20 protein-coding genes, 1 tRNA gene and 1 riboswitch are annotated in these 22,462 nt (G+C 70.5%); of the genes, 8 read left to right on the top strand and 13 right to left on the bottom strand.

The features are described 5' to 3' along the window. Positions 1 to 207 precede the first annotated feature (207 nt). Positions 208 to 1,590 carry a cystathionine beta-synthase gene (locus ACFYYJ_RS17995; RefSeq protein WP_389133990.1) on the bottom strand — a complete coding sequence of 461 codons (1,383 nt, stop codon included), beginning with the start codon at positions 1,588 to 1,590 and terminating at the stop codon, positions 208 to 210. Positions 1,591 to 1,726: 136 nt separating this feature from the next. On the opposite strand from ACFYYJ_RS17995, the gene ACFYYJ_RS18000 reads away from it, so the two are divergent. From ACFYYJ_RS18000 to ACFYYJ_RS18010, 3 genes are all read left to right on the top strand, one after another. Next, complete coding sequence (locus ACFYYJ_RS18000; protein WP_385366970.1) at positions 1,727 to 2,737, top strand: SGNH/GDSL hydrolase family protein; 1,011 nt, start codon at positions 1,727 to 1,729, stop codon at positions 2,735 to 2,737. 258 nt (positions 2,738 to 2,995) lie between these two features. After that, positions 2,996 to 4,216, top strand: a complete 1,221-nt coding sequence (locus ACFYYJ_RS18005) for an acetyl-CoA C-acetyltransferase (RefSeq protein WP_385133759.1) — start codon at positions 2,996 to 2,998, stop codon at positions 4,214 to 4,216. Between the two features lie 311 nt (positions 4,217 to 4,527). Further along, on the top strand, positions 4,528 to 5,340 hold the full coding sequence (locus tag ACFYYJ_RS18010; RefSeq protein WP_385366230.1) for a hypothetical protein: 813 nt from the start codon (positions 4,528 to 4,530) through the stop codon (positions 5,338 to 5,340). Here ACFYYJ_RS18010 and ACFYYJ_RS18015 read toward each other — a convergent pair. Then, positions 5,324 to 5,668, bottom strand: a complete 345-nt coding sequence (locus ACFYYJ_RS18015) for a hypothetical protein (RefSeq protein ID WP_385133757.1) — start codon at positions 5,666 to 5,668, stop codon at positions 5,324 to 5,326. The genes ACFYYJ_RS18010 and ACFYYJ_RS18015 overlap by 17 nt on opposite strands. A gap of 100 nt (positions 5,669 to 5,768) precedes the next feature. On the opposite strand from ACFYYJ_RS18015, the gene ACFYYJ_RS18020 reads away from it, so the two are divergent. Beyond that, positions 5,769 to 5,999 carry a DUF4287 domain-containing protein gene (locus tag ACFYYJ_RS18020; RefSeq protein ID WP_030036969.1) on the top strand — a complete coding sequence of 77 codons (231 nt, stop codon included), beginning with the start codon at positions 5,769 to 5,771 and terminating at the stop codon, positions 5,997 to 5,999. A 129-nt stretch (positions 6,000 to 6,128) separates the two neighbouring features. Here ACFYYJ_RS18020 and ACFYYJ_RS18025 read toward each other — a convergent pair whose 3' ends face one another. Beyond that, positions 6,129 to 6,977 (bottom strand): Bax inhibitor-1/YccA family protein, encoded by an 849-nt coding sequence (locus tag ACFYYJ_RS18025; RefSeq protein WP_385133755.1) that lies wholly within the window; start codon positions 6,975 to 6,977, stop codon positions 6,129 to 6,131. 148 nt (positions 6,978 to 7,125) lie between these two features. Beyond that, positions 7,126 to 7,207: transfer RNA gene (locus ACFYYJ_RS18030), tRNA-Leu, on the bottom strand. A 408-nt stretch (positions 7,208 to 7,615) separates the two neighbouring features. Here ACFYYJ_RS18030 and ACFYYJ_RS18035 point away from each other — a divergent pair. Both ACFYYJ_RS18035 and ACFYYJ_RS18040 read left to right on the top strand, forming a co-directional pair. Then, positions 7,616 to 8,389 carry an ABC transporter ATP-binding protein gene (locus ACFYYJ_RS18035; protein ID WP_385133752.1) on the top strand — a complete coding sequence of 258 codons (774 nt, stop codon included), beginning with the start codon at positions 7,616 to 7,618 and terminating at the stop codon, positions 8,387 to 8,389. Positions 8,390 to 8,444: 55 nt separating this feature from the next. Then, positions 8,445 to 10,994 (top strand): ABC transporter permease, encoded by a 2,550-nt coding sequence (locus ACFYYJ_RS18040; RefSeq protein WP_389133544.1) that lies wholly within the window; start codon positions 8,445 to 8,447, stop codon positions 10,992 to 10,994. 65 nt (positions 10,995 to 11,059) lie between these two features. Here the strand turns inward: ACFYYJ_RS18040 and ACFYYJ_RS18045 are convergent, their stop codons facing one another. Then, the gene (locus tag ACFYYJ_RS18045; RefSeq protein WP_389133547.1) at positions 11,060 to 12,475 is read right to left on the bottom strand and encodes a class I SAM-dependent methyltransferase; all 1,416 of its coding nucleotides are present in this window, start codon (positions 12,473 to 12,475) and stop codon (positions 11,060 to 11,062) included. 126 nt (positions 12,476 to 12,601) lie between these two features. After that, a complete protein-coding gene (locus ACFYYJ_RS18050; protein ID WP_385128694.1) occupies positions 12,602 to 13,987 on the bottom strand; it encodes an NAD(P)/FAD-dependent oxidoreductase in 1,386 nt (461 codons plus the stop codon). 537 nt (positions 13,988 to 14,524) lie between these two features. Here ACFYYJ_RS18050 and ACFYYJ_RS18055 point away from each other — a divergent pair. Together ACFYYJ_RS18055 and ACFYYJ_RS18060 are read left to right on the top strand one after the other, a co-directional pair. Next, entirely contained in the window at positions 14,525 to 14,797 is a 273-nt protein-coding gene (locus ACFYYJ_RS18055) for a type II toxin-antitoxin system Phd/YefM family antitoxin (RefSeq protein ID WP_389133552.1), read from the top strand. After that, a complete protein-coding gene (locus tag ACFYYJ_RS18060; protein ID WP_389133555.1) occupies positions 14,794 to 15,063 on the top strand; it encodes a type II toxin-antitoxin system RelE/ParE family toxin in 270 nt (89 codons plus the stop codon). Before ACFYYJ_RS18055 ends, ACFYYJ_RS18060 begins: the two co-directional genes overlap by 4 nt. Before the next feature lie 48 nt (positions 15,064 to 15,111). On the opposite strand, the gene ACFYYJ_RS18065 is transcribed toward ACFYYJ_RS18060, so the two are convergent. The 7 genes from ACFYYJ_RS18065 to ACFYYJ_RS18095 all read right to left on the bottom strand — a co-directional run bounded on the left by ACFYYJ_RS18065 (position 15,112) and on the right by ACFYYJ_RS18095 (position 22,440). Beyond that, positions 15,112 to 16,080: an exopolyphosphatase gene (locus ACFYYJ_RS18065; protein ID WP_389133558.1), complete on the bottom strand. Its 969-nt coding sequence runs from the start codon at positions 16,078 to 16,080 to the stop codon at positions 15,112 to 15,114. After that, the gene (locus ACFYYJ_RS18070) at positions 16,077 to 16,637 is read right to left on the bottom strand and encodes a DUF501 domain-containing protein (RefSeq protein ID WP_389133560.1); all 561 of its coding nucleotides are present in this window, start codon (positions 16,635 to 16,637) and stop codon (positions 16,077 to 16,079) included. The genes ACFYYJ_RS18065 and ACFYYJ_RS18070 overlap by 4 nt, the downstream gene beginning before the upstream one ends. Positions 16,638 to 16,679: 42 nt before the next feature. After that, positions 16,680 to 17,168 carry a septum formation initiator family protein gene (locus tag ACFYYJ_RS18075; protein ID WP_389133563.1) on the bottom strand — a complete coding sequence of 163 codons (489 nt, stop codon included), beginning with the start codon at positions 17,166 to 17,168 and terminating at the stop codon, positions 16,680 to 16,682. A 106-nt stretch (positions 17,169 to 17,274) separates the two neighbouring features. Continuing rightward, positions 17,275 to 18,561, bottom strand: coding sequence for a phosphopyruvate hydratase (gene eno / locus ACFYYJ_RS18080; RefSeq protein ID WP_385128689.1), 1,287 nt, complete (start codon positions 18,559 to 18,561; stop codon positions 17,275 to 17,277). Between the two features lie 276 nt (positions 18,562 to 18,837). Next, a complete protein-coding gene (locus tag ACFYYJ_RS18085) occupies positions 18,838 to 19,533 on the bottom strand; it encodes a transglycosylase family protein (RefSeq protein WP_385128688.1) in 696 nt (231 codons plus the stop codon). A gap of 2 nt (positions 19,534 to 19,535) precedes the next feature. Continuing rightward, a riboswitch (cyclic di-AMP (ydaO/yuaA leader) is annotated at positions 19,536 to 19,706 on the bottom strand. A gap of 276 nt (positions 19,707 to 19,982) precedes the next feature. Beyond that, a complete protein-coding gene (locus ACFYYJ_RS18090) occupies positions 19,983 to 21,032 on the bottom strand; it encodes a transglycosylase family protein (protein WP_389133567.1) in 1,050 nt (349 codons plus the stop codon). Positions 21,033 to 21,135: 103 nt separating this feature from the next. Then, the gene (locus ACFYYJ_RS18095; RefSeq protein ID WP_389133570.1) at positions 21,136 to 22,440 is read right to left on the bottom strand and encodes a cytochrome P450; all 1,305 of its coding nucleotides are present in this window, start codon (positions 22,438 to 22,440) and stop codon (positions 21,136 to 21,138) included. Between the last annotated feature and the right edge of the window lie 22 nt (positions 22,441 to 22,462).

Genomic DNA, 22,462 nt, shown 5'->3' on the forward strand with positions numbered 1-22,462 from the left:
CGCCCCGGACCCCGGTCCTCAAACGCCGGACGGGCTGATACTCAGCCCCGCCGGCGATTGAGGCGCGGGCGCGGAGCGCCGTAGGGGTGACGGGCAGCGCCCGGACAAAGCGGCCGGGGCCCGGGGGCCGGGGCGCGGGGCGGAGCCCCGCGCCCGCCGAGCGAGTCGGGGGGACCTCCGGCCCGCACCCGCCGAGCGAGTCGCAGGCTACTTCGCCGTCTTGGCCAGGAACGCCAGCAGGTCCTGCCGGCTCACCACGCCCGTCGGCTTGCCCTCGACCAGGACGATCGCCGCGTCCGCCTCGCCCAGGGCCTCCATCAGGTCGGAGACCGGCTCGCCGGAGCCGACCTGCGGCAGCGGCGCGCTCATGTGCTTCTCCAGCGGGTCGCCCAGCGAGGCGCTCTGCGCGAACAGGGCCGCCAGCAGCTCCTTCTCGACGACCGAGCCGATGACCTCGGCGGCCATCACGTCGGGGTGACCGGCGCCCGGCTTGACGACGGGCATCTGCGAGACGCCGTACTCGCGCAGCACCTCGATCGCCTCGCCCACCGTCTCCTCGGGGTGCATGTGGACCAGGGAGGGCATGCCGCCCTCCTTGTCCGCGAGGACGTCGCCGATGCGCGCCGTCGGCCCGCCCTGCTCCAGGAACCCGTGCCCGGCCATCCACTCGTCCGAGAAGATCTTGCTCAGGTAGCCGCGGCCGCTGTCCGGGAGCAGGACCACGACCACGTCGTCCGGCCCGAGGCCCTCCGCGGCGCGCAGCGCGGCCACGACCGCCATGCCGCAGGAACCGCCGACGAGCAGGCCCTCCTCCTTGGCGAGGCGGCGGGTCATCTGGAAGGAGTCCTTGTCGGACACCGCGATGATCTCGTCGGTGACGTTCGGGTCGTAGGCGGTCGGCCAGAAGTCCTCGCCGACGCCCTCGACGAGGTAGGGACGGCCGGAGCCGCCCGAGTACACCGAGCCCTCGGGGTCGGCGCCGATGACCTTGACCTTCCCGCCGCTGACCTCCTTGAGGTAGTTGCCGGTGCCCGAGATCGTGCCGCCCGTGCCGACGCCGGCGACGAAGTGGGTGATCTTCCCCTCCGTCTGCTCCCAGAGCTCGGGGCCGGTCGTCTCGTAGTGCGAACGGGGGTTGTTCGGGTTGCTGTACTGGTCGGGCTTCCAGGCGCCGGGCTCGCGCGCGAGGCGGTCGGACACGTTGTAGTACGAGTCCGGGTGCTCGGGGTCGACCGCGGTCGGGCAGACCACGACCTCCGCGCCGTACGCGCGCATCACGTTGATCTTGTCCATCGACACCTTGTCAGGGCAGACGAAGATGCACTTGTAGCCCTTCTGCTGGGCCACGATGGCGAGTCCTACACCCGTGTTGCCGCTGGTCGGCTCCACGATGGTGCCACCGGGCTTGAGGGCTCCGCTCTGCTCGGCGGCCTCGATCATGCGCACGGCGATCCGGTCCTTCACGGAGCCGCCGGGATTGAAGTACTCGACCTTCGCAAGGACGGTGGCCTGGAGGCCTTCGGTCACACGGTTGAGCTTCACCAGCGGGGTGTTGCCGACGAGGCTGATCATCGAGTCGTGGAATTGCACCATGTTCTCCAAGGACGGGACTCCACGGGTTCTCCGGGAGGTTCGGCCAGAGTATGCGGAAAGGGATTGGACGACCGTCCGTACGGGGCAGGAAGGTCAACGAAGCCCCAGTCAGCGAAGCGAGGTGGCCTGAAGGGTGTCCAGGGCGAGAACGGCCCGCCGCATCGCGGCGGGCGCGGCGTACGGCGGTGGCGGGCTCGGGCTGGTCGGGGTCGCCGCGGTGGGGCTCGTACTCGCGGAGATGCAGTTCGCCAAGCGCACGGTGGGCAGCGGGCTGGGCGATCCCCCGCGCGCGGACGGACTGTACGGGAGCGATTTCAACGGGCCGGAACTGAGTCCGGGCCCGCTGCGGCTGGCCATGCTGGGCGATTCCACGGCCGCGGGCCTCGGCGTACGGCGGGCCAGGCAGACCCCGGCGGCCCTGATGGCGTCCGGGCTGGCGGCGGTGGCCGAGCGGCCGGTGGAGCTGCGCAACGTGGCCCTGTCGGGGGCCATGTCCGACGACCTGGACCGCCAGGTCGGGCTGCTGCTGGACGGGGACCGGCCCGCGCCGGACGTGTGCGTGATCATGATCGGGGCGAACGACGTGACGCGGCGCATGCCGCCCACGCAGTCGGTCCGCCACCTCACCTCGGCGGTGCGGCGGCTGCGCATGGCGGGCGCGGAGGTCGTGGTCGGCACCTGCCCCGACCTGGGCACGATCGAGCCGGTGTACCAGCCGCTGCGGTGGCTGGCCCGGCGGGTCTCGCGGCAGCTCGCGGCCGCGCAGACCATAGGGGTGGTCGCGCTGGGCGCCCGTACGGTCTCGATGGGCGACCTCCTCGGACCGGAGTTCGCGGCGAACCCCCGGGAGATGTTCGGCCCGGACTCCTACCACCCCTCGGCGGAGGGGTACGCGACCGCCGCGATGGCCGTCCTGCCCACGCTGTGCGCGGCGCTGGCGCTGTGGCCGGAGTCCGACCGGCTGGACGTGTCCCGCCACGAGGACATGCTGCCGGTGGCCAAGGCGGCGTCGGCGGCGGCCGGTCTGGCGGGTACGGAGGTCACGGCGGCCCGCGGCCCCTGGGTCCTCCTCAAACACCGCCGCCGGCGCCGGCTCACCGCCGAGGACCCGGCCGCCACCCCGGCCCCGGCCGACCTGCCGTAGCCCCCGCCGGACGGGCTGGAATTGCCCTGCGGGCAATCCGGCCGCGCCCGGCGGACGGCAACGGCCGAATCCAGCCCCGCCGGCGTTTGAGGCGCGGGGTCCGGGGCAGAGCCCCGGCAGCGGCGCCGCAGGCGCACGGCACACCGCCACCCCGCGGGAGCGACCGGCATCACACCGCCCCGGCGGTGACCTCGACCGTACGGGGCGGTAACTTCGCATGCGGTCCCGCAACGACGCACGCACCCCTTTGGAGTCCCGATGCCCGAAGCAGTCATCGTTTCCACCGCCCGCTCCCCCATCGGGCGCGCCGGCAAGGGGTCGCTCAAGGACGTCCGCCCGGACGACCTGACCGCCACGATCATCCAGGCCGCCCTCGCCAAGGTCCCCGAGCTGGACCCGCGCCAGATCGACGACCTGATGCTGGGCTGCGGCCTCCCCGGCGGTGAGCAGGGCCACAACCTCGCCCGTATCGTCGCCGTGCAGATGGGCATGGACTACCTGCCCGGCACCACGATCACGCGCTACTGCTCCTCCTCCCTCCAGACCTCGCGCATGGCCCTGCACGCCATCAAGGCGGGCGAGGGCGACGTCTTCATCTCCGCCGGCGTCGAGACCGTGTCCCGGTTCGCCAAGGGTTCCTCCGACGGCCTGCCGGACACCCACAACCCGCTCTTCGCGGACGCCGAGGCCCGCACCGCCGCCGTCGCGCAGAGCGAGGGCAGCGACTGGCACGACCCGCGTGCGGACGGCCTGATCCCCGACGCGTACATCGCGATGGGGCAGACCGCCGAGAACCTGGCCCGCCTCAAGGGCGTGACCCGTCAGGACATGGACGAGTTCGGCGTGCGCTCGCAGAACCTCGCCGAGGCCGCGATCAAGAACGGCTTCTGGGAGCGGGAGATCACCCCGGTCACCACCCCCGACGGCACCGTGGTCACCGCGGACGACGGCCCGCGCGCAGGGGTCACCCTGGAGGGCGTGCAGGGCCTCAAGCCCGTCTTCCGCCCCGACGGCCTGGTCACCGCCGCCAACTGCTGCCCGCTGAACGACGGCGCCGCCGCCCTCGTCATCATGAGCGACACCAAGGCCCGCGAGCTGGGTCTGACCCCGCTGGCCCGGATCGTCTCCACCGGCGTCACCGCCCTCTCCCCCGAGATCATGGGCCTCGGCCCGGTCGAGGCGTCGAAGCAGGCGCTGAAGCGCGCGGGCCTGACGGTCGGCGACATCGACCTGTTCGAGATCAACGAGGCGTTCGCGGCCCAGGTCATCCCGTCCTACCGCGACCTGGAGATCCCCCTCGACAAGCTGAACGTCAACGGCGGGGCCATCGCCGTCGGTCACCCGTTCGGGATGACCGGTGCCCGGATCACCGGCACGCTGATCAACAGCCTGCAGTTCCACGACAAGCAGTTCGGTCTGGAGACCATGTGCGTCGGTGGCGGCCAGGGCATGGCCATGGTGATCGAGCGGCTCAGCTGAGCCGTAACCGCAGCTGAGCGGAGCGTGAGCGGCCCCAGGCGCCGCAAGGGATCGGGCCTGATCCCTTGCGGCGTACCGGCGCCGAATCCAACCCCGTCGCGGCCGACCTGTGACCGAATCTCCCCCAGGATGTGACCTATCTCCTGGGGGCTCGGCATATATGCAGGTCAGGCGCCATGCGGATGGGCGCATCGGGACGAAAGACCTGTCCATTTCATGACGTAATGCACTGCACGCCATTCCCAGGTCGGGACACTCTGATGTAGGAAGTCGGGGGATCGAATCACACCGGGAGTCACTCAGTGAGCGCCATGTCTCTTGCCCTGCTGCTGACCGCGGCCGCTGCCACGGCCGTCGGCGCTGCTGCGCTGCACGCCGTCCACGGCCTGCGCAAGCAGGTCACGGCCCTGCGCAGTGAGCTGGCGGTGCCGCACCCCCGTGGTGCGACCGTCCCGCACGCCCGCAGCGCCGTGGAGTCCCCCGCCGCCGAGATACGAGCCGCGGTGGCCGAAGCCCTCGCCGAGGAGCGCGAGCGCGAGCTGGCCGAAGCGCGTGCCTTCTGGGCCGCGCAGGAGGCCCGTGACGCCGCCGACGCGCCGTCCCTGCTGGGCGGCCTGCCCGGCCTCGGCGACGACGGCCCGCACCTCTTCCTGCCCCGACAGGCCGACCTGGTGGGTCTGGAGCCGGTCCTCGGCGACGAGGTCCTCGACGAGAACCCGTACCCGGAGGACTCGGCCGAGCTGGCCGCCGCCCGCCGGCGCCACCCCTCGCACCCCGATTTCGTTCCGGTCCAGCCCTCGCACCCCGGCGCCGACCACGAGCGCACGGTCAGCCGCCTGGAGGAGCTCGCGGAGGCCCGTACGGCCCTCGCGGACGTCCGCCCCGGCCCGCTGGGCACCCTCGACGTGTACGTCTTCACGGACGGCACCACGCTCTGCATGACCCCGGGGCACCGGGAGACCGCCGAGCGCCTCGCCGAGGCCCTGCGCTCGGGCACCGCTCCGGTCCTCCTCGGCGGCTCGGGCATCTCCGGCGCCTACGCGCTGACCTTCTCCTGCGGGGACTCCGAAGACCCGGACAGCAACGTCTACATCCTCGCGGACCGCGTCATCGCATCGCTCTAGCCTCGGCCCGCTCCACCAGCCGCACGGCCTCGTCCAGCACCTCGGACGGGGCCTTCGCGCCGTCCTGGGCCGGTACGCCGCGCAGCGCCTCCGCCAGATCGGCGCCGGCCACCGCCACCTGGTCGCCGACGACGAAGAGCCCGGCGTCCGGGATCTCCCGCACGGCGGGGCCCGCCGCGCCCTCCAGGGTCTGCGCCGTCGCCGAGAGCTCGCGGGCCAGCTCCAGTGCCGCCTCGGCGGCTCCTTGGCGCAGGCGGCTCTGCGGCGCGGCCCGCAGCCGGTCTGCGAAACGGTCCACGGCGGCGGTCAGGGGTGAGGTATCGAGCACCCGGCCGACCTTACGCGCCGTCCGCGCACCATTGCCAACGGCCGAACTCTCCGGCACGGTGACGTGAAGAGAACAGCACGGCAACCTTCCGGAGGCGCCCATGTCCGTAGAGTTCTCCGAGCAGACCCACCGCAACATGATCGACAGAATCCCCCTGACCACCGGTCGTGAAGTGTCCGACTGGCTCCGCACCGTGGACGAAGGCCCCTCCCTCGTCCGGTTCGAGGAGAAGGTCAGCTGGCTGCGCGGCGCGCACGAGCTGTCGTACGGCCAGGCCAAGGCGATCATCCACGAGTACGACCTGCGCAGAGCCGCACGCCGGTTCGGCTGACCCCAGCCCCCAGCCCCCAGGACCCGACAACTCAGAACCCCAGTCCCCCTGGACGCGGGAAGGCCCCGCGGGCGTGTGCTCGCGGGGCCTTCCCCATGCGGTGGGCGAACCGGACGGCCGCCGGTGCGACTAGTCGTCGCCCGAGAGGATCTGGAAGAGGCGCAGCAGTTCCAGGTAGATCCACACCAGGGTCAGCGTGAGGCCGAAGGCCGCCAGCCAGGCCTCCTCGCGCGGGGCGCCGTAGGTCACGCCGTCCTCGACCTGCTTGAAGTCCATGGCGAGGAAGGCGGCACCGAGGAGGACGCCGATGATGCCGAAGACGATGCCGAGGCCACCGCTGCGGAAGCCGAGGCCGTCGCCACCGCCGAAGACGGCGAACAGCGAGTTGGCGACCATGAGCAGGATGAAGCCGAGGGCCGCCGCCATCACGAAGCCGGTGAAGCGTCGGTTGACGCGGATCCAGCCCATCTTGTAGGCGAGGAGCACGGCGGCGAAGACGCACATCGTGCCCATGACGGCCTGGATGACCACGCCGGCACCGAAGTAGGTGCTGGTGGCCGCGCTGATGACGCCGAGGAAGACACCCTCCAGGGCCGCGTAGCCCAGGATCAGCGCCGGGACCGGCTTGCGCTTGAAGGACTGGACCATGGCCAGAACGAACGCGACGAGGGCCGCGCCGATGGCGATGCCGTACGACTTGCCGAGGTTCGCCGGGTCGACCGGCAGGAGGACCCAGGACAGCGTCGCCGTGACGATGAGCGTGCCGAGCGTCATGGCCGTGCGGCTCACGACGTCGTCCATGGTCATCGCGTTCGTGCGCGCCGGCGCCTGCGGCATACCCGTCATCGGGTCGGTCGCGTACGGGTTCGTCGCGTACGGGTTGGTCCCGGCCTGCTGGTGCTGCGCGTCAAAGCCCGCGTAGCCACCGTTGTCGCGGCTGAACCCCCGTCGCGAGAAGACCGGGTTACTGCTCCTCATCTCACTCCTCAAGTGGCCACCGAGCGCGGCCTCGCATCAAGAGTAATGCGCTCGCAAAAAAATCACCCTACTGCTGGAGGAGGATCTTAGGAGAAGACATGGCGAAGCGCAGGGGATAAATCGACCGGGCCTCGGGGGAGCTGAGGAGTGCCCGGAGCCGGACTTGAACCGGCACGACCCGAAGGTCAGCGAGGTTTAAGCTCGCCGTGTCTGCATTCCACCATCCGGGCAGGGCGTGGCGGCCCCCGATAAAGCCTTCAGCGCTGCCCCGAGCCTATCCGGAACACCCCGGCCACCACCTGGCCGTCTTTCCGATGTTGTCTGATTTTATTGGCGATTGAGGGAGCGTCAGGACGCAGAACACACGGTGGGCCCCCTCTGCGGGACGATCACCGCCGGTACGGGAATGACGGGATTTCGATGTCCCGCGCCACCCCCGCCCGCCACCCGCGCGCCACCCCCGCGCGTCCCCGGGTCCGCGCAGGTGGATCAGGGTCGCCGTCATACCAGAGGCGTATGCGGACGTCCCCACGGTCAGACTCCAGTGGGCCTGCGAACCGGCACCGCGGCTGATCCGGAGCGCGGCCGGCGCGGAGACGATGGAAAGGTCCCCGCACCGCAGAACGAGGAGCCCTCCCGTGACCACCATGAACCACGCCCCGCGCACCACCCAGGCCGTGGCCGCCCGCGCCACCGGCCTCTCCAAGGTGTACGGCCAGGGCGAGACCCAGGTGGTCGCCCTCGACAACGTCTCCGTGGACTTCGCGCAGGGCCAGTTCACCGCGATCATGGGCCCCTCGGGCTCCGGCAAGTCCACGCTGATGCACTGCGTCGCCGGCCTGGACACCTTCTCCTCCGGGTCCGTGCGCATCGGCGAGACCGAACTGGGCTCCCTCAAGGACAAGCAGCTCACCCAGCTGCGCCGGGACAAGATCGGCTTCATCTTCCAGGCCTTCAACCTGCTGCCGACCCTGACGGCCCTGGAGAACATCACGCTCCCCATGGACATCGCCGGCCGCAAGCCCGACAAGCAGTGGCTGGACACGGTCATCGAGATGGTGGGCCTGTCCGGACGCCTCTCCCACCGCCCCACCCAGCTCTCCGGCGGCCAGCAGCAGCGCGTGGCCGTGGCCCGCGCCCTGGCCTCCCGCCCCGAGATCATCTTCGGCGACGAGCCCACCGGAAACCTCGACTCCCGCTCCGGCGCCGAAGTCCTCGGCTTCCTGCGGAACTCGGTGCGCGAGCTCGGCCAGACCGTCGTCATGGTCACCCACGACCCGGTCGCCGCCTCCTACGCGGACCGCGTCATCTTCCTCGCCGACGGCCGCATCGTCGACGAGATGTACGCCCCCACCGCGGACGGCGTGCTGGACCGCATGAAGGCCTTCGACTCCAAGGGCCGTACGAGCTGAGGCTCCCCCACCCCCCCCCTGCCCGGTCCCGCCGACTCCTCTGGACTCCTCCACCATGTTCCGTACCGCCCTGCGCAACGTCCTCGCGCACAAGGCCCGACTGTTGATGACGGTGCTGGCCGTCACCCTCGGCGTCGCCTTCGTCTCCGGCACCCTGATCTTCACAGACACCCTCGGCAAGTCCCTCTCCAGCCAGTCGGCCAAGAGCTACGACGGCGTCGCCGTCTCCGTGACCTCGTACGGCCAGGGCCGCAACGACGAGGGCCAGAAGGAGGGCGAGCCGGGCATCAGCGCGCAGACCCTCGACAAGGTCAAGGCGCTGCACGGCGTGGACTCCGTCTCCGGCCGCGTCTCCGGCTTCGCGGGCGTCGGTGACGAGAAGGGCGAGCTGATCGGCTCCGGCTGGTCCAACAAGGGCGCCAACTACGCGCCCGTCAAGGACGGCAAGGACCCGCGCTACGCCTTCACCGAGGGCGCCGGCCCGGCCAGGGCCGACCAGGTCGCTCTCGACAAGGCGACCGCCGACACCGGCAAGTACAAGGTCGGAGACAAGGTCCGCGTCGCCACCAACGGCCCGGTGAAGGAGTACACCCTCTCCGGTGTCTTCACCACCGAGGACGGCGCGGTCAGCGCGGGCGGCAGCCTGGTCCTCTTCGACACCGCCGTCGCCCAGGAGCTGTACCTCAAGCCCGGCTTCTACGAGGAGCTCTCCGTCGCCGCCAAGGCCGGCACCTCCGCCGACCGGCTGCTCGCCGACATCAAGCCGCTGCTCGACGCCAAGCACACCAAGGCGCAGACCGGTGCCGAACTCGCCCGGGAACAGGCCAAGGACGTGGAGCGGGGGATGACGAACATGAACCAGATGCTCCTCGCCTTCGCGGGCATCGCGCTCTTCGTCGGCATCTTCCTGATCTACAACACCTTCACCATGCTGGTCACCCAGCGCACCAGGGAACTGGCCCTGCTGCGCGCCGTCGGCGCCAACCGCGGCCAGGTCATGCGCTCGGTGCTCGTCGAAGCCCTCCTCGTCGGTCTCGTCTCCGCCGCCGTCGGCCTGGCCGGCGGTGTGGGCCTGGCGGTCGGCATCCGCTCCGCGATCGAGGCCTTCGGCGCCAAGCTCCCGGCCGGCGACCTCGTGATCGCCCCGACCACCGTCATCGCGGCCCTGGTCATCGGCGTCCTCGTCACCACCCTCGCCGCGCTGCTGCCGGCCTGGCGCACCGGCCGGATCGCCCCGGTCGCCGCGATGGGCAGCGCCCACCTGCCGGCCACCGCTAAGTCCCTGATCGTCCGCAACGTCCTCGGTTCGGTCATCAGCCTCGCCGGCATCGGCGTGGTCATGCTCGGCGTCTCCATGGCCGGCGACGGCCGCATGGTCATCGGCGCCGGCGCGTTCTTCCTGCTCATCGGCGTGATCGTGATCCTGCCGCTGCTGTCCCAGCCGGTCATCGCCGCGATCCGCCCCGGCCTGCAGAAGGTCTTCGGCGTGCCCGGCAAGCTGGCCGCCCAGAACGCCGTGCGCAACCCGCGCCGCACCGCCGTCACCGCCGCGTCGCTGGCGATCGGCCTGACCCTGGTCACCACCCTGTCGGTGCTCGGCATCACCATGGGCAAGGCCGTCGACCGGATGAGCACGGACAACATCAAGGCCGACTACAAGGTCTCCATGGCCGCCGACGGCATGCCCCTGGACAAGTCGGTCGCCGAGACCCTCGCCAAGGCCCCCTCGGTGAAGGCGGTCTCCGAGCAGGCCGCCGGCTTCCTGAGGATCGGCGACAGCTTCCGCTCTGCCTCCGGCGTCAATCCGGCCGGCATCGGCAAGCTGCTGAACATCCAGACCGTCAGCGGCTCGGTGGACTCCCTCGGCAGGGGCGAGGTCCTCGTCGCCGAGAAGACCGCCAAGGACAAGGACCTCAAGGTCGGCTCGACGCTCCAGGTCCAGTACGACGACGGCCAGAAGGCCACGCTCAAGGTCGGCGGCGTCTTCAAGGACCTCGAAAGCCTGCTGTCCCCGTACGTGCTCGACAACAAGATCCTCGCCGCGCACAGCGACGACCAGTACATCCGCGAGGTCTACGTCCAGACCGCCGGCGGCGCCTCCAAGGCGAACCAGCAGGCCGTCGTCGACGCCCTCGGCAAGAACCCTGCGATGAAGGTCTCCACCCAGCAGGACATGCGCAACGAGATGGGCGGCATCATCAACACGATGCTCAACATCATGTACGGCCTGCTCGGCATGGCCCTGATCATCTCGGTGCTCGGCGTCGTGAACACCCTCGCGATGTCCGTCTTCGAACGGACGCGGGAGATCGGCATGCTGCGGGCGATCGGCCTCGACCGCGGCCGGGTCAAGAACATGATCCGCCTGGAGGCCGTGGTCATCTCGCTCTTCGGCGCGGTGCTCGGTGTCGTCATCGGCGTCTTCCTCGCCTGGGCCGTCGGCTCCACCCTCGCCAAGGCGGTGCCGAACTACGCGCTCGTGCTCCCGTGGGACCGGATCGGTGTGTTCCTGCTGCTGGCCGCCGTGGTCGGCGTCCTGGCCGCCATGTGGCCGGCCCGCAGCGCGGCCCGCCTGAACATGCTGACCGCCATCAAGACGGAGTAGCGGGCAGCGCGTCACGCGGAAGGGCCCCGGGGCAACGGCCCCGGGGCCCTTCCGCGTCCCGTGCCCTACTCGGTCCAGGTGCGCAGCCGCAGCGGCAGGCCCGAGTCCCCCGTCGCCGAGGACCGCACCGCGAGGACCTGGTTGACGCCGAGCCGGCCCCGCTCGAAGCCCAGGGCGCAGGCCGCCATGTACAGCTGCCAGACCCGGGCCCGGCCGGGCGAGGTCAGCCGTGCGCACTCCTCCCAGTGCGTCTCCAGCCGCGCCACCCACGCCCGCAGGGTGAGCCCGTAGTGCTCGCGCAGCGCCTCCACGTCGCGGACCTCGAAGCCGGCCCGCTCCAGCTCGCCGACAGTGCTGCCGAGCGGGGACAACTCCCCGTCGGGGAAGACGTAGGCGTCGATGAACGCGTCGATCCGGTAGGCGTCTTCGTCGGGCTCCGGGGGCCGGGCGATCTGGTGGTTCAGCAGCCGCCCGCCCGGGCGCAGCAGGGCGTGCAGGTCGCGGGCGTACTCGTGGTAGCGCTCGGCGCCCACGTGTTCGGCCATGCCGATGGAGGAAACGGCGTCGTACGGACCGTCCTTGACGTCCCGGTAGTCCTGGATCCGGATCTCCACGAGGTCGGTGAGCCCCTCGTCGGCGACGCGTTTGAGGGCGTACGCGGCCTGCTCGCGGGAGAGCGTGACCCCGGTGACCCGGACGCCGTACTCGCGGGCCGCGTGCACCGCCATGGAGCCCCAGCCGCAGCCGACGTCGAGGAGCCGGTCTCCGGGCCGCAGCGCGAGCTTGCGGCAGACGAGGTCGAGCTTGTCGCGCTGGGCGCTCTCCAGGGTCGCGCCGGGTGTCCAGTAGGCGCAGGAGTACACCATCGAGGGGCCGAGCACCCGCTCGTAGAACTCGTTGCCGACGTCGTAGTGGTGGCTGACGGCCTGTCGGTCGCGTCCCTTGCTGTGCTGCTGCCCGCCGCGCCGGGCGGTCGCCTCCTCGGCCGGGGGCGCGGGCGGCGGCAGCGGTCCGGCGAGCGCGATCAGACCTCGTACGGCTGCCCGCCGTTCGGGGTCCCGCAGCAGCCGGGCGGCCTCCGGCAGGGCGGCCGGGCGGGCCTCCCTCGCACGGTCGGCGACGGCTCCCAGGGCCGCTCGCGGCCCGATCCGCCCGACCCGCTTCCCGGCCGGGCCGGCGGGCGCCGGGAGGGCGGCGGGCGGCATCTCGCGCCCCTTCTCCCAGACGAGGCCGGCCACCCGGTCCAGCAGCTCGAACAGGTCGCCGTCGACCGTCAGGTCGCCCGCGACCCAGGCACGGGCCAGGCCGAGTTCACCCGGCTTCCACAGCATCCGGCGCACGGCACGGCGGCGGCGGAAGACGAGCACGGGACCGGTGGGCGGGCCCGCCTCGCTGCCGTCCCACGCACGGATGCGCACGGGCAGCGGGGCTCCCGTCAGGGTCTCGGCCAAAGCAGCCAGCCGCGGCGCGGCGTCGTTCATGGCGCACCTCCACAAAGCTCCGACGAATCCGTCTACCCATTGCGGGCTCCGGGTACGCCGAAGGGGCCGCCCGCACCACGGATGGCGGGAGGCCCCTTCGGGGTCGTGCAGGGTGCGCCGGAGCGCCTACGAGGCCTTGGCCTTCTCCGCCGGGGCGGAGGCGGCGGCCGGAGCCGGCGCCGGCTTGGCGGCTTCGTAGAACTCCTCGCGCGGGGTCTCCAGCGCTCCGAGGGAGACGACCTCGCGCTTGAGGAACATGCCGAGGGTCCAGTCGGCGAAGACGCGGATCTTGCGGTTCCAGGTCGGCATGGCCATGCCGTGGTAGCCACGGTGCATGTACCAGGCGAGACGGCCCTTGAGCTTGATCTTCATCTTGCCCATGACGATCATCGCGACGCCCTTGTGGAGGCCGAGGCCCGCCACAGCACCCTTGTTGGAGTGCGAGTACTCGGTCTGCGGGAAGCCCCGCATGCCCGAGATGACGTTGTCGCCGAGGACCTTGGCCTGGCGCAGCGCGTGCTGGGCGTTCGGCGGGCACCAGGCGTTCTCGACGCCGGCCTTGCGGGAGGCCATGTCGGGAACCTGGGCGTTGTCGCCGGCGGTCCAGATGTAGTCCGTGCCCTTGACCTGGAGGGTGGGCTCGGCGTCCACGTGGCCGCGCGGGCCCAGCGGCAGGCCGTAGCGGGCCAGCACCGGGTTGGGCTTGACGCCCGCGGTCCACACGATGGTGTTGGAGTCGACCTCGAGGCCGTTCTTCAGCACCACGTGGCCGTCCACGCAGGAGTCCATGGAGGTGTTGAGGTAGATCTCGATGCCGCGGGACTCGAGGTGCTCCTTGCCCCAGGTGCCGAGCTTGGGCCCGACCTCGGGGAGGATCTTGTCGGCCGCGTCGACCAGGATGAAGCGCATGTCCTCGCGCTTGATCGTGGAGTAGTACTTCGCGGCGTCGCGGGCCATGTCCTCGACCTCGCCGATCGTCTCGGCACCGGCGAAGCCGCCGCCGACGAAGACGAAGGTGAGGGCCTTGCGGCGGACGTTCTCGTCCGTCGTGGACTCGGCCTTGTCGAGCTGCTCGAGGACGTGGTTGCGCAGGCCGATGCCCTCTTCGACGCCCTTCATGCCGATGCCCTGTTCGGCGAGGCCGGGGATCGGGAAGGTGCGGGAGACGGCGCCGAGCGCGATCACCAGGTAGTCGAAGGGCAGCTCGTACGCCTCGCCGACGAGCGGCGTGACGACGGCGACCTTGCGGTCCTGGTCGATGCTGGTGACCCGGCCGGTGAGTACCTCTGCCTTGGGCAGCACGCGTCGCAGCGGTACGACGACGTGCCGAGGCGAGATGCTGCCTGCGGCCACTTCGGGGAGGAAGGGCTGGTAGGTCATGTACGACCGCGGGTCGACGACCGTGACGGTCGCCTCGCCGTAACGCATCTTCTTCATGATGCGCTTGGCCGCGTACAGACCTACGTACCCACCTCCTACAACGAGGATCCTGGGACGCTCCGTGGTGCTCATGGAACGAGTATCCAGCACCCCCAGGGGTGATGCTCGTGAGCCCCTTCACAAGGTACGGGGGACCCTCTGCTACACTCCGCGGCCCGCGTGACGGAAGTCATGACGCGCAACGGGAACCGTGGCACATCGGGAATCGTTGTTCACCCGTCCTGAACTGGGCTGTAGGCCCTCAACCGGACTGGACCACCGGGATTTGTCCATACGTCTGACACGGAACCCGTCGACTCCGACATTCGCACGAACGCTCGGAGAAACGGGCCCGAGGGCCCTGGAAGAGCCTCAAACGCCCCCTCCAGTTGCCCCGCGGACGCCTTTTCCTTGTGAAGAACTTCACGAACTTCATGTGGATCAAGGGACCAAAGTCCCCTGCGGACCCCTGTAGAGGCAGCCTGAGAGAGCGTTCCGCCTGGGAATCCGCTGCCCGCCGCGCCGCGTCTCAGGCTACGGACCAGGCGATGCCGTCCAGCATCCCCGGTGAACCCGCACGTGTTCACTGCCGCACCGGCGCGTGTACACATGCGCGCGTACACTGCTGTCATGAGCGAGAACGCAGTGACCGTGCGCGAGGCCCGCGCCCATCTCGCGGACCACATCAATCGGGCGGAGCAGGGCGTACCGACCATAATCACCCGTAATGGCGCTCCGGTGGCCGCCCTGGTCCCCATCGCGGACTTCAACGCGCTCGAAGAGGCGGCGGACGAACTGCTCGCCCGCGAGGCGGAGGCCGTGCTGGCCGAAGACGGTCCGACCGTGACCATGGCCGAGCTGCTGGCCGACCTGTTCAGCGAGCGGGGTGACGGAGCGGCGTGAAGTACGCGTTCCGGTTCACCAGGGCGGCGCAACGACAGCTCCGGGCGATCGACAGGCCGACCGCGATGCGCATCCTCGCCGCGCTGACCGCGCTGGGAGACGATCCGTACCGCGAGGACGCCGACGTCAAGAAACTCACCGGGCCGTCCGGCCTGTACCGGCTCCGGGTCGGCAGCTACCGGATCGCCTATCAAGTCCTGGACGGTGAGCTCGTCATCCTCGTCGTCAAGGTCGGCGACCGGCGCGACGTCTACCGCAACATCTGAGTCCGACGTGACGACGGCGCTCCGGTCGGCCGACCGGAGCGCCGTCGTTCAGCGGCTCCTGCCGGCCTCGGCGTCTTCTGCGGTCTTGATGGCGATGCCGTCCAGGATGTCGTGCTCGGACACGACGACCTCCGTGGCCCCGATCCGTTCCATGATCGCCAGCAGGACCAGCGCGCCCGCGCCGATCACGTCCACCCGGCCCTCGTGCATCACGGGGATCGCGGCGCGCTCGGCGTGCGTCTGCGTCAACATCCGCCCGCTGATCTCCCGGACCTGCTCGTAGGAGATCCGGGAGTGGTGGATCCGCTCCGAGACGTACTCGGGCAGGCCGAGCGCGATCCCGGCGACCGTGGTCACCGAGCCGGCCAGACCCACCAGGGTCCGCGCCTCGTGCAGCGGGACCGACTCCTCGGCCAGGTCCAGCGCGGCCTCGATGTCGGCCCGCATCGCGGCGATCTGCTCCGCGGTCGGAGGGTCGGTGACGACCCCGTCGACCACCAGGTGGCGCTCGGTCATCCGGACGCAGCCCACGTTCACCGAACGGGCCGCCCGCACGTGCTCCTCGCCGACCACGAACTCGGTGGAGCCGCCGCCGATGTCCACCACCAGGAACGGCCGCTCCAGGTGCTCGTGGGAGGTCAGCTCCTTGGTGGCGCCGGTGAAGGAGAACTCCGCCTCGTCGTCCCCGGTGATCACCTCGGGCTCGACGCCCAGGATCTCCTTGACGCCCCGCACGAACTCGTCGCGGTTCTCGGCGTCCCGCGAGGCGGAGGTGGCCACGAAGCGCACCCGCTCCGCACCGAGCTCCTCGATGACCCGCGCGTACTCGCGGCAGGCCGCGAAGGTCCGCTCCAGGGCCTCCGGGGCCAGCCGGCCCGTCTTGTCCACGCCCTGGCCGAGCCGGACGATGGTCATGCGGCGGTCCAGCTCGACCAGGTCCCCGGTGGCCGGGTCGCAGTCCGCGACGAGGAGCCGGATGGAGTTGGTGCCGCAGTCGATGCCCGCGACCCGGGTCACTCGGACGCCTCTTCCTGGCCGTCCGCCTTCTCGGCCTCGTCCGCGCACGGGGTGACGCAGGGGCCCTTGGCCCACCACTCCGGCAGCATCGCGAGGGCCTCGTCGCCGAACGGGTTCACGCCCGGGCCCGCGGCCAGGGAGTGGCCGACCAGGACGTGCAGGCACTTCACCCGGTCCGGCATGCCGCCGGCGCTCGGGAAGCCCTGGAGCACCTCGATCGCGTCACGGCGCCGGATGTAGTCCTCGTGCGCGGCCCGGTAGGCGGCGGCCAGCTCCGGGTCCTCGGCGAGCCGGGCCTGCATCTCCTTCATCACGCCGTTGGCCTCCAGCGTGCCGATGGCGCCGGCGGCGCGGGGGCACGTCAGGTAGTACAGCGTCGGGAAGGGCGTGCCGTCGGGGAGCCGCGGGGCGGTCTCCACCACGTCCGGCTGGCCGCAGGGGCAGCGGTGCGCGATGGCGCGCAGCCCGCGCGGCGGGCGGCCGAGCTGCTGCTGGAAGGCGTCGACGTCGGCGTCGGTCGGCTCGGTCCGGTCGGTCTGGGGCGGGGGCGTCTGCATGCCTGGAGGAAGTCTCTTCGTTCTCGTGGATGGGTGCGGTGCTCAGTCGCCCGGGCGGTCGGCCTTGTCGACGCCGTCCCAGACGTTGGAGTACCAGGGCCGGACGGTACCGGCCTTGCCGGTGCGGTGCCGCTCGGCGGCCTCGGCTCCGGGGTCGGTCATGATGTAGCCGATCTCCCCCGGGCGCAGGAAGTGCAGGTGCTTGCGCGCCTGCTGCTCGGCGTAAGCGTCGTCCTGCCAGCGGGCCTTCTCGTCGCGGAGCCGCTCCAGGCGGTCCCGCGCCGCGGCGGCCGCCTTCTGCTGCTCCGCGATCTCCGAGCGCTGGGAGACGTACTGGCGCATCGGATACGCGAGGGCGACGACCAGCGTACAGAGGACGAGCACCAGGAGGGCCGCACGTCCGGTGAGCCGGCTGCGGCGTACCTGACGGCGCGACTGGGAGCGGTAGACGTGGGCGGCGGTCCGCTCGCCGAGCTGCTTGAGCCTGGTCGCGGTGGAGAAGGTGGAGAACCGATCCCGGTTCCCGGCCATTGATCCGCCTCCCCTGTGTACACGTACACGTACCAACCAATACGTCCCCGCACACGGTACGGGACCGAGTGCGGGGACGTACGGAGGCTAGACCCGGAGGTCCGGATCAGCCCTTGAAGCGGGGGAACGCGCTGCGACCCGCGTACACCGCGGCGTCGTCGAGGATCTCCTCGATGCGCAGCAGCTGGTTGTACTTGGCGACGCGGTCCGAGCGGGCCGGGGCGCCGGTCTTGATCTGACCACAGTTCACGGCGACGGCGAGGTCGGCGATGGTGACGTCCTCGGTCTCGCCGGAGCGGTGCGACATCATGCACTTGAAGCCGTTGCGCTGGGCCATCTCGACGGCGTCGAGGGTCTCGGTCAGCGAACCGATCTGGTTCACCTTCACGAGCAGGGCGTTCGCGGAGCCCTCCTCGATGCCGCGGGCCAGGCGCTCCGGGTTGGTGACGAAGAGGTCGTCGCCGACGATCTGCACCTTGGAGCCGATGCGGTCGGTGACGGTCTTCCAGCCGGCCCAGTCGTCCTCGAACAGCGGGTCCTCGATGGAGACGAGCGGGTACGCCGCGACGAGCTCCTCGTAGTACTCCGTCATCTCGGCGGCCGAGCGGGACTGGCCCTCGAACTCGTACTTGCCGTCCTTGTAGAACTCGGACGCGGCGACGTCGAGCGCGAGCGCGATGTCCTTGCCCGGGGTGTAGCCGGCCTGCTTGATGGCCTCGACGATGAGGTCGAGCGCGGCGCGGTTGGACTCCAGGTTCGGGGCGAAGCCGCCCTCGTCACCGAGACCGGTGGACAGGCCCTTGGTGTGCAGGACCTTCTTGAGGGTGTGGTAGACCTCGGCACCCCAGCGAAGGGCCTCGGAGAAGGACTCCGCGCCGATCGGGGCGATCATGAACTCCTGGATGTCGACGTTGGAGTCGGCGTGCGACCCACCGTTGAGGATGTTCATCATCGGAACGGGCAGCAGGTGCGCGTTCGGACCGCCGAGGTAGCGGAAGAGCGGAAGGTCGGAGGCCTCGGACGCGGCGTGCGCCACGGCGAGGGAGACGCCGAGGATGGCGTTGGCGCCGAGGGAGCCCTTGTTCTCGGTGGCGTCCAGGTCGATCATCGCCTGGTCGATCAGGCGCTGCTCGGTGGCGTCGTAGCCGACGAGCTCGGGGCCGAGCTGCTCGATGACGGCGAGGACGGCCTTCTCGACGCCCTTGCCGAGGTAGCGGTTGGGGTCACCGTCACGGAGCTCTACGGCTTCGAACGCTCCGGTGGAGGCACCGGACGGAACTGCAGCACGGCCGGTGCTGCCATCGTCGAGGCCCACCTCGACCTCGACCGTGGGGTTGCCTCGGGAGTCCAGGATTTCCCGGGCTACGACGACGTCGATGGACGGCACGAGCATCTCCTTCTGGGATGTGACGCTGGGTGTGCGGCGGCATGTCAGGCCATGGGACGGCCTTGCCGCTTAGAGCCTAACCGGCTCCGGGCACTCGGCCCGCCGACCGCCCGGGTCCTGGGACGAAAAAGGGCCCGAATACCCCCGTTCCAGGACATACGACTCTGGAGAAAGGTGTCTTGGCCCGCGCACACAGCACCGCCCGGCGCGTGGAGGGGAAGGCGCGCCGGGCGGTGTGGCTGTCACGTGTGGTGAAGACGCCTGCGGCTATTGCCGCATTGTTCAGCTGAGCTTCAGCTTCTGACCCGGGAAGATCAGGTCGGCGTCGGACACGGTGTCCTTGTTCAGCTCGAAGAGCTTCTCCCAGCCGCCCTTGACGCCGTTGGCGTCGGCGATGGCACCCAGGGTGTCGCCGTCCTTGACCTCGTACGAACCGTTCCCCGTCTTGGGGGCCTCGGTGCGCTCGGAGCGGGTGGTCGGGGCCGGGGTCTCGGAGCGCTTGGTCTCCGTCTTCTTCGGCTCGGCCTTCTTGGTCTCGGTCTTCTTCGGCTGGGTCTTCTTGGTGTCGGTCTTCGGGGTCTCCGTCGAGCCGCCGCCGGTGTAGGAGGAGTTCGACAGACCCACGCCGCAGGACGGCCAGGCGCCCTTGCCCTGGCCCTTGAGGACCTTCTCGGCGATGGCTATCTGCTGGGACTTCGAGGCCTGGTTGGCCTGCGGGGCGTACGACTTGCCGCCGTACGCGGCCCAGGTGGAGGAAGAGAACTGCAGGCCGCCGTAGTAGCCGTTACCCGTGTTGATGGACCAGTTGCCGCCGGACTCGCACTGGGCGACGCGGTCCCACTCGCTCGCGGTGGCGGCGCTCGCGGTGCCCGCGGCCATCAGGGGCGCGGCGACGACGGCGCCGGCGACACCGGCCAGCGTGGCGATGCGGACGGCCTTGGTGGCGCGACGGTGCTTGCCCTTGCCGGAAAGCAGCATGACGTTCTCCTCACCGACGCCTACGAGGTGAGCTGTCGGGTTCGGGCGGATGAGTTGCCCGGCCGTGCGACGCAGCGCACGTCTTGACCCCAAGCCGGTCGTGACCGTCTCTCAACGGCCGTTCCCGGCACTTACCTTGGTTCCCCCGCTCCTGCCTTCGGCGCTTGACGCGACGACTGTTCCCCCCGTCCGCCGGCAGGATTCGGCGATGCGGTCGAAGGAGCCCGCGGTGGCGGGCGATTCAGAAGGTAGGCAGGTCCCTCCCCGATGTTCAACGCGCGACATCGGGGAGAAACGGCCCCTACTTGCGTCCTTCTCGGGGGTGTTTGCGCAGGTGAGGACGGGGTTTGCGCAAGCCCCGAGGCGAGACACGCCAGTTGACCGGAAGAGACACATGTCTCACTTACAGAAAACAGACAATCAACTCTTACCGGTCAGCCGAAGTGCCCTTACTGTCCGGATAGATCCAGGTTCTGTCCGGGCTTGATCAAGTTGGCGTCCCCGCCGATGACCTGCTCATTGGCCTTGTAAAGGGCTCCCCAGCCGCCCTTGACGCCCTTGGCATCCGCGATGGCCGTCAGGCTGTCGCCCGACTTCACGGTGTACGTGGGCTTCGACGCGGCGTCAGACGCCCCGGAAGTCTCGGTGGCGGGCGCGCCGCGGTGCTTGCCGGTGCCGTCGGCGGACGTGACGGGCGGTGCGGTCGAGGCGTCAGGTGCTGTGGGGACGCCCGGGTTGGCGGGGTCGGTCGGGTTCACCGGGGGCAGGCTCGGGTCGGTCGGCGTCGTCGTGGGAGGCGCCGTCGGGGAGCCCGGGTCCGCAGGCTTACCCGAGTTGCCCTGATTGCCCTTACCGCCCTTGTTGTCCTGGTTGCCCTGGTCGCCCGGGTTGTTCGGGTTGCCCGGAGTCGTGGGCTGGTCAACCGGGAGGTCGGCCGGGGGCATGACGGGCAGTCCGAGGTTCGGCCCGAGCGGACCGTCGGCGATCCCCGGGGTCGGAGCCCCGAAGTCGGTGGACGGCGGCACGGCTCCGGAGGGCGGCACGACGTCGTCCGGACGGGAGGGCGTGGGCTTCACGCCGCCCTGGTGGCCCGGCTGTCCGGGGTCGACCACCGCGGCGGGGCCCTGCGCGTCCAGCCCGGCGGGCGCGGCGCACATCGGCCATGCCTGCGGGCCCTTCGCCGCGAGCACCCGCTCGGCGATGGCGATCTGCTGGGAACGGCTGGCGAGGTCGGCCCGATCGGCGAACTCGAGCCCGCCGGCCTCGCGCCACTCCTCCTGGGTGAACTGGAGCCCGCCGTAGGCACCGCTGCCGAAGTTGGCGCTCCAGCTGCCGCCGCTCTCGCATTCGGCGACCTTGTCCCACGTGGAGGTGTCGGCCGCGCTCGCGCCGGTGGCGGCGAGCAGCGGCAGGGCCAGCGCGGAGCCGGTGACTCCGGCGGTGACGACTATCGCGGGCACCTGACGGGGGCGTCTGTGGCGGCCGTTCCCGGAACGCATGAGGCTGCACCTTTCGCATAACGGCTGGGTAACGGCAGAACCTAGCCTCCATCGAACGCATGTCACAAGTTCAGTCGGGAACTGACTCCGGGTCAGGCACCCCTCAGATGTTCGGGACTGCGAAGCGAACGGGAAGAGTGCGCAGGCCACGCATGATGAGTCCGCCGCGCCAGCGCAGCTCTTCGGGCGGAACGGCGAGTTCCAGATCCGGCAGACGCGTCAGCAAACTCGCGAGCGCGGTCTGTCCTTCGAGTCGGGCGAGCGGAGCACCCAGGCAGTAGTGGATGCCGTGCCCGTAGCCGAGGTGCTGATTGTCACTCCGGGAGAGGTCCAGGGTGTCCGGGTCGGCGAACCGCTCGGGGTCCCGGTCGGCCGCCGCGAGGACGACCAGGACCGGATCGCCGGTCTCGATCGGCTCGCCGCCGAGGGTCATCGACTCGGTGGCGAACCGCCACGTCGCCAGCTCCACCGGGCCGTCGTAGCGCAGGAGTTCCTCGATCCCGGTCTCCAGCAGGCCGGTCTCCCCGGCGGCGAGGGAAGCCTGGAGGCGCTCGCGCTGGTCGGGGTTCATGAAGAGGGCGTGCAGTCCGTTGCCGATCAGGTTGACCGTGGTTTCGAAACCGGCGAAAAGCAGGATGAAAGCCATCGCGGTGGCCTCGGCCTCGGTGAGGTGGTCGCCGTGGTCACTCGCCCGGATCAGGTCGGAGATGAGGTCATCGCCCAGATCGTCCCGCTTCCGGTGGATCAGTTCCCCGAGATAGGTGCGCATCTTCTTCACCGAACGGGCGACTCCGCCGCGCGGACCGCCGCCGTGTCGGATCATCATCCCGGCCCAGTCGCGGAAGTCGTCCTGGTCCTCGCGCGGTACGCCGAGCATCTCGCAGATGGCGTAGATGGGGAGGGGGAAGGCGAACTCATGGATGAGGTCGGCCTCCCCGTTCCCGCCGGCCCCCGCCTTTTCGACGATCCTGTCGATGAGGTGGTCGGTGAGCTCCTGCACCCGCGGGGTGAACTCGGCCACCCGGCGCGGGGTGAACGCCTTCGACACCAGCCGCCGCAGCCGCGTGTGGTCCGGCGGGTCGATGTTGAGCAGGTGCGTCATCAACTCCGCCTTGCGCTCCCCCGGGATCCCCGTCTTGCCCTTGGCGTGCGCGGGCTCCGCGTGGTGCGCCGGGTTCTTGCTGAGCCGCTGGTCCGCGAGGGCCTGACGGGCATCGGCGTACCGGGTGACCAGCCAGGCCTCGACCCCGCTGGGGAGCTTGGTGCGGTGCACCGGGGAGTGCTCGCGCAGCCAGGCGTACGCCGGGTACGGATCGGTCGCGAACTCCCAGTCGAAGAGGGTCGGCCCCTCGGCGGAAGAGGGGTCGGCGGGAACGTCTGCGGGGGCTGCGGGAGTCTGCTCGTGCACCCGACGACCGTATCCCGCCGCC

Source organism: Streptomyces sp. NPDC002467, from assembly GCF_042889825.1.
In the GTDB taxonomy this organism is placed as follows: Bacteria; Actinomycetota; Actinomycetes; order Streptomycetales; family Streptomycetaceae; genus Streptomyces.

What these genes read in the sequence shown, in the direction of transcription:
- ACFYYJ_RS18010 (WP_385366230.1), top strand. Translation starts at nt 4,528, where the DNA reads ATGTCTCTTGCCCTGCTGCTGACCGCGGCCGCTGCCACGGCCGTCGGC.
- ACFYYJ_RS18025 (WP_385133755.1), bottom strand. Translation starts at nt 6,977, where the DNA reads ATGAGGAGCAGTAACCCGGTCTTCTCGCGACGGGGGTTCAGCCGCGAC.
- ACFYYJ_RS18055 (WP_389133552.1), top strand. Translation starts at nt 14,525, where the DNA reads ATGAGCGAGAACGCAGTGACCGTGCGCGAGGCCCGCGCCCATCTCGCG.
- ACFYYJ_RS18020 (WP_030036969.1), top strand. Translation starts at nt 5,769, where the DNA reads ATGTCCGTAGAGTTCTCCGAGCAGACCCACCGCAACATGATCGACAGA.
- ACFYYJ_RS18005 (WP_385133759.1), top strand. Translation starts at nt 2,996, where the DNA reads ATGCCCGAAGCAGTCATCGTTTCCACCGCCCGCTCCCCCATCGGGCGC.
- ACFYYJ_RS18085 (WP_385128688.1), bottom strand. Translation starts at nt 19,533, where the DNA reads ATGCTGCTTTCCGGCAAGGGCAAGCACCGTCGCGCCACCAAGGCCGTC.
- ACFYYJ_RS18075 (WP_389133563.1), bottom strand. Translation starts at nt 17,168, where the DNA reads ATGGCCGGGAACCGGGATCGGTTCTCCACCTTCTCCACCGCGACCAGG.
- ACFYYJ_RS18050 (WP_385128694.1), bottom strand. Translation starts at nt 13,987, where the DNA reads ATGAGCACCACGGAGCGTCCCAGGATCCTCGTTGTAGGAGGTGGGTAC.
- ACFYYJ_RS18090 (WP_389133567.1), bottom strand. Translation starts at nt 21,032, where the DNA reads ATGCGTTCCGGGAACGGCCGCCACAGACGCCCCCGTCAGGTGCCCGCG.
- ACFYYJ_RS18040 (WP_389133544.1), top strand. Translation starts at nt 8,445, where the DNA reads ATGTTCCGTACCGCCCTGCGCAACGTCCTCGCGCACAAGGCCCGACTG.
- eno (WP_385128689.1), bottom strand. Translation starts at nt 18,561, where the DNA reads ATGCTCGTGCCGTCCATCGACGTCGTCGTAGCCCGGGAAATCCTGGAC.
- ACFYYJ_RS18070 (WP_389133560.1), bottom strand. Translation starts at nt 16,637, where the DNA reads ATGCAGACGCCCCCGCCCCAGACCGACCGGACCGAGCCGACCGACGCC.
- ACFYYJ_RS18045 (WP_389133547.1), bottom strand. Translation starts at nt 12,475, where the DNA reads ATGAACGACGCCGCGCCGCGGCTGGCTGCTTTGGCCGAGACCCTGACG.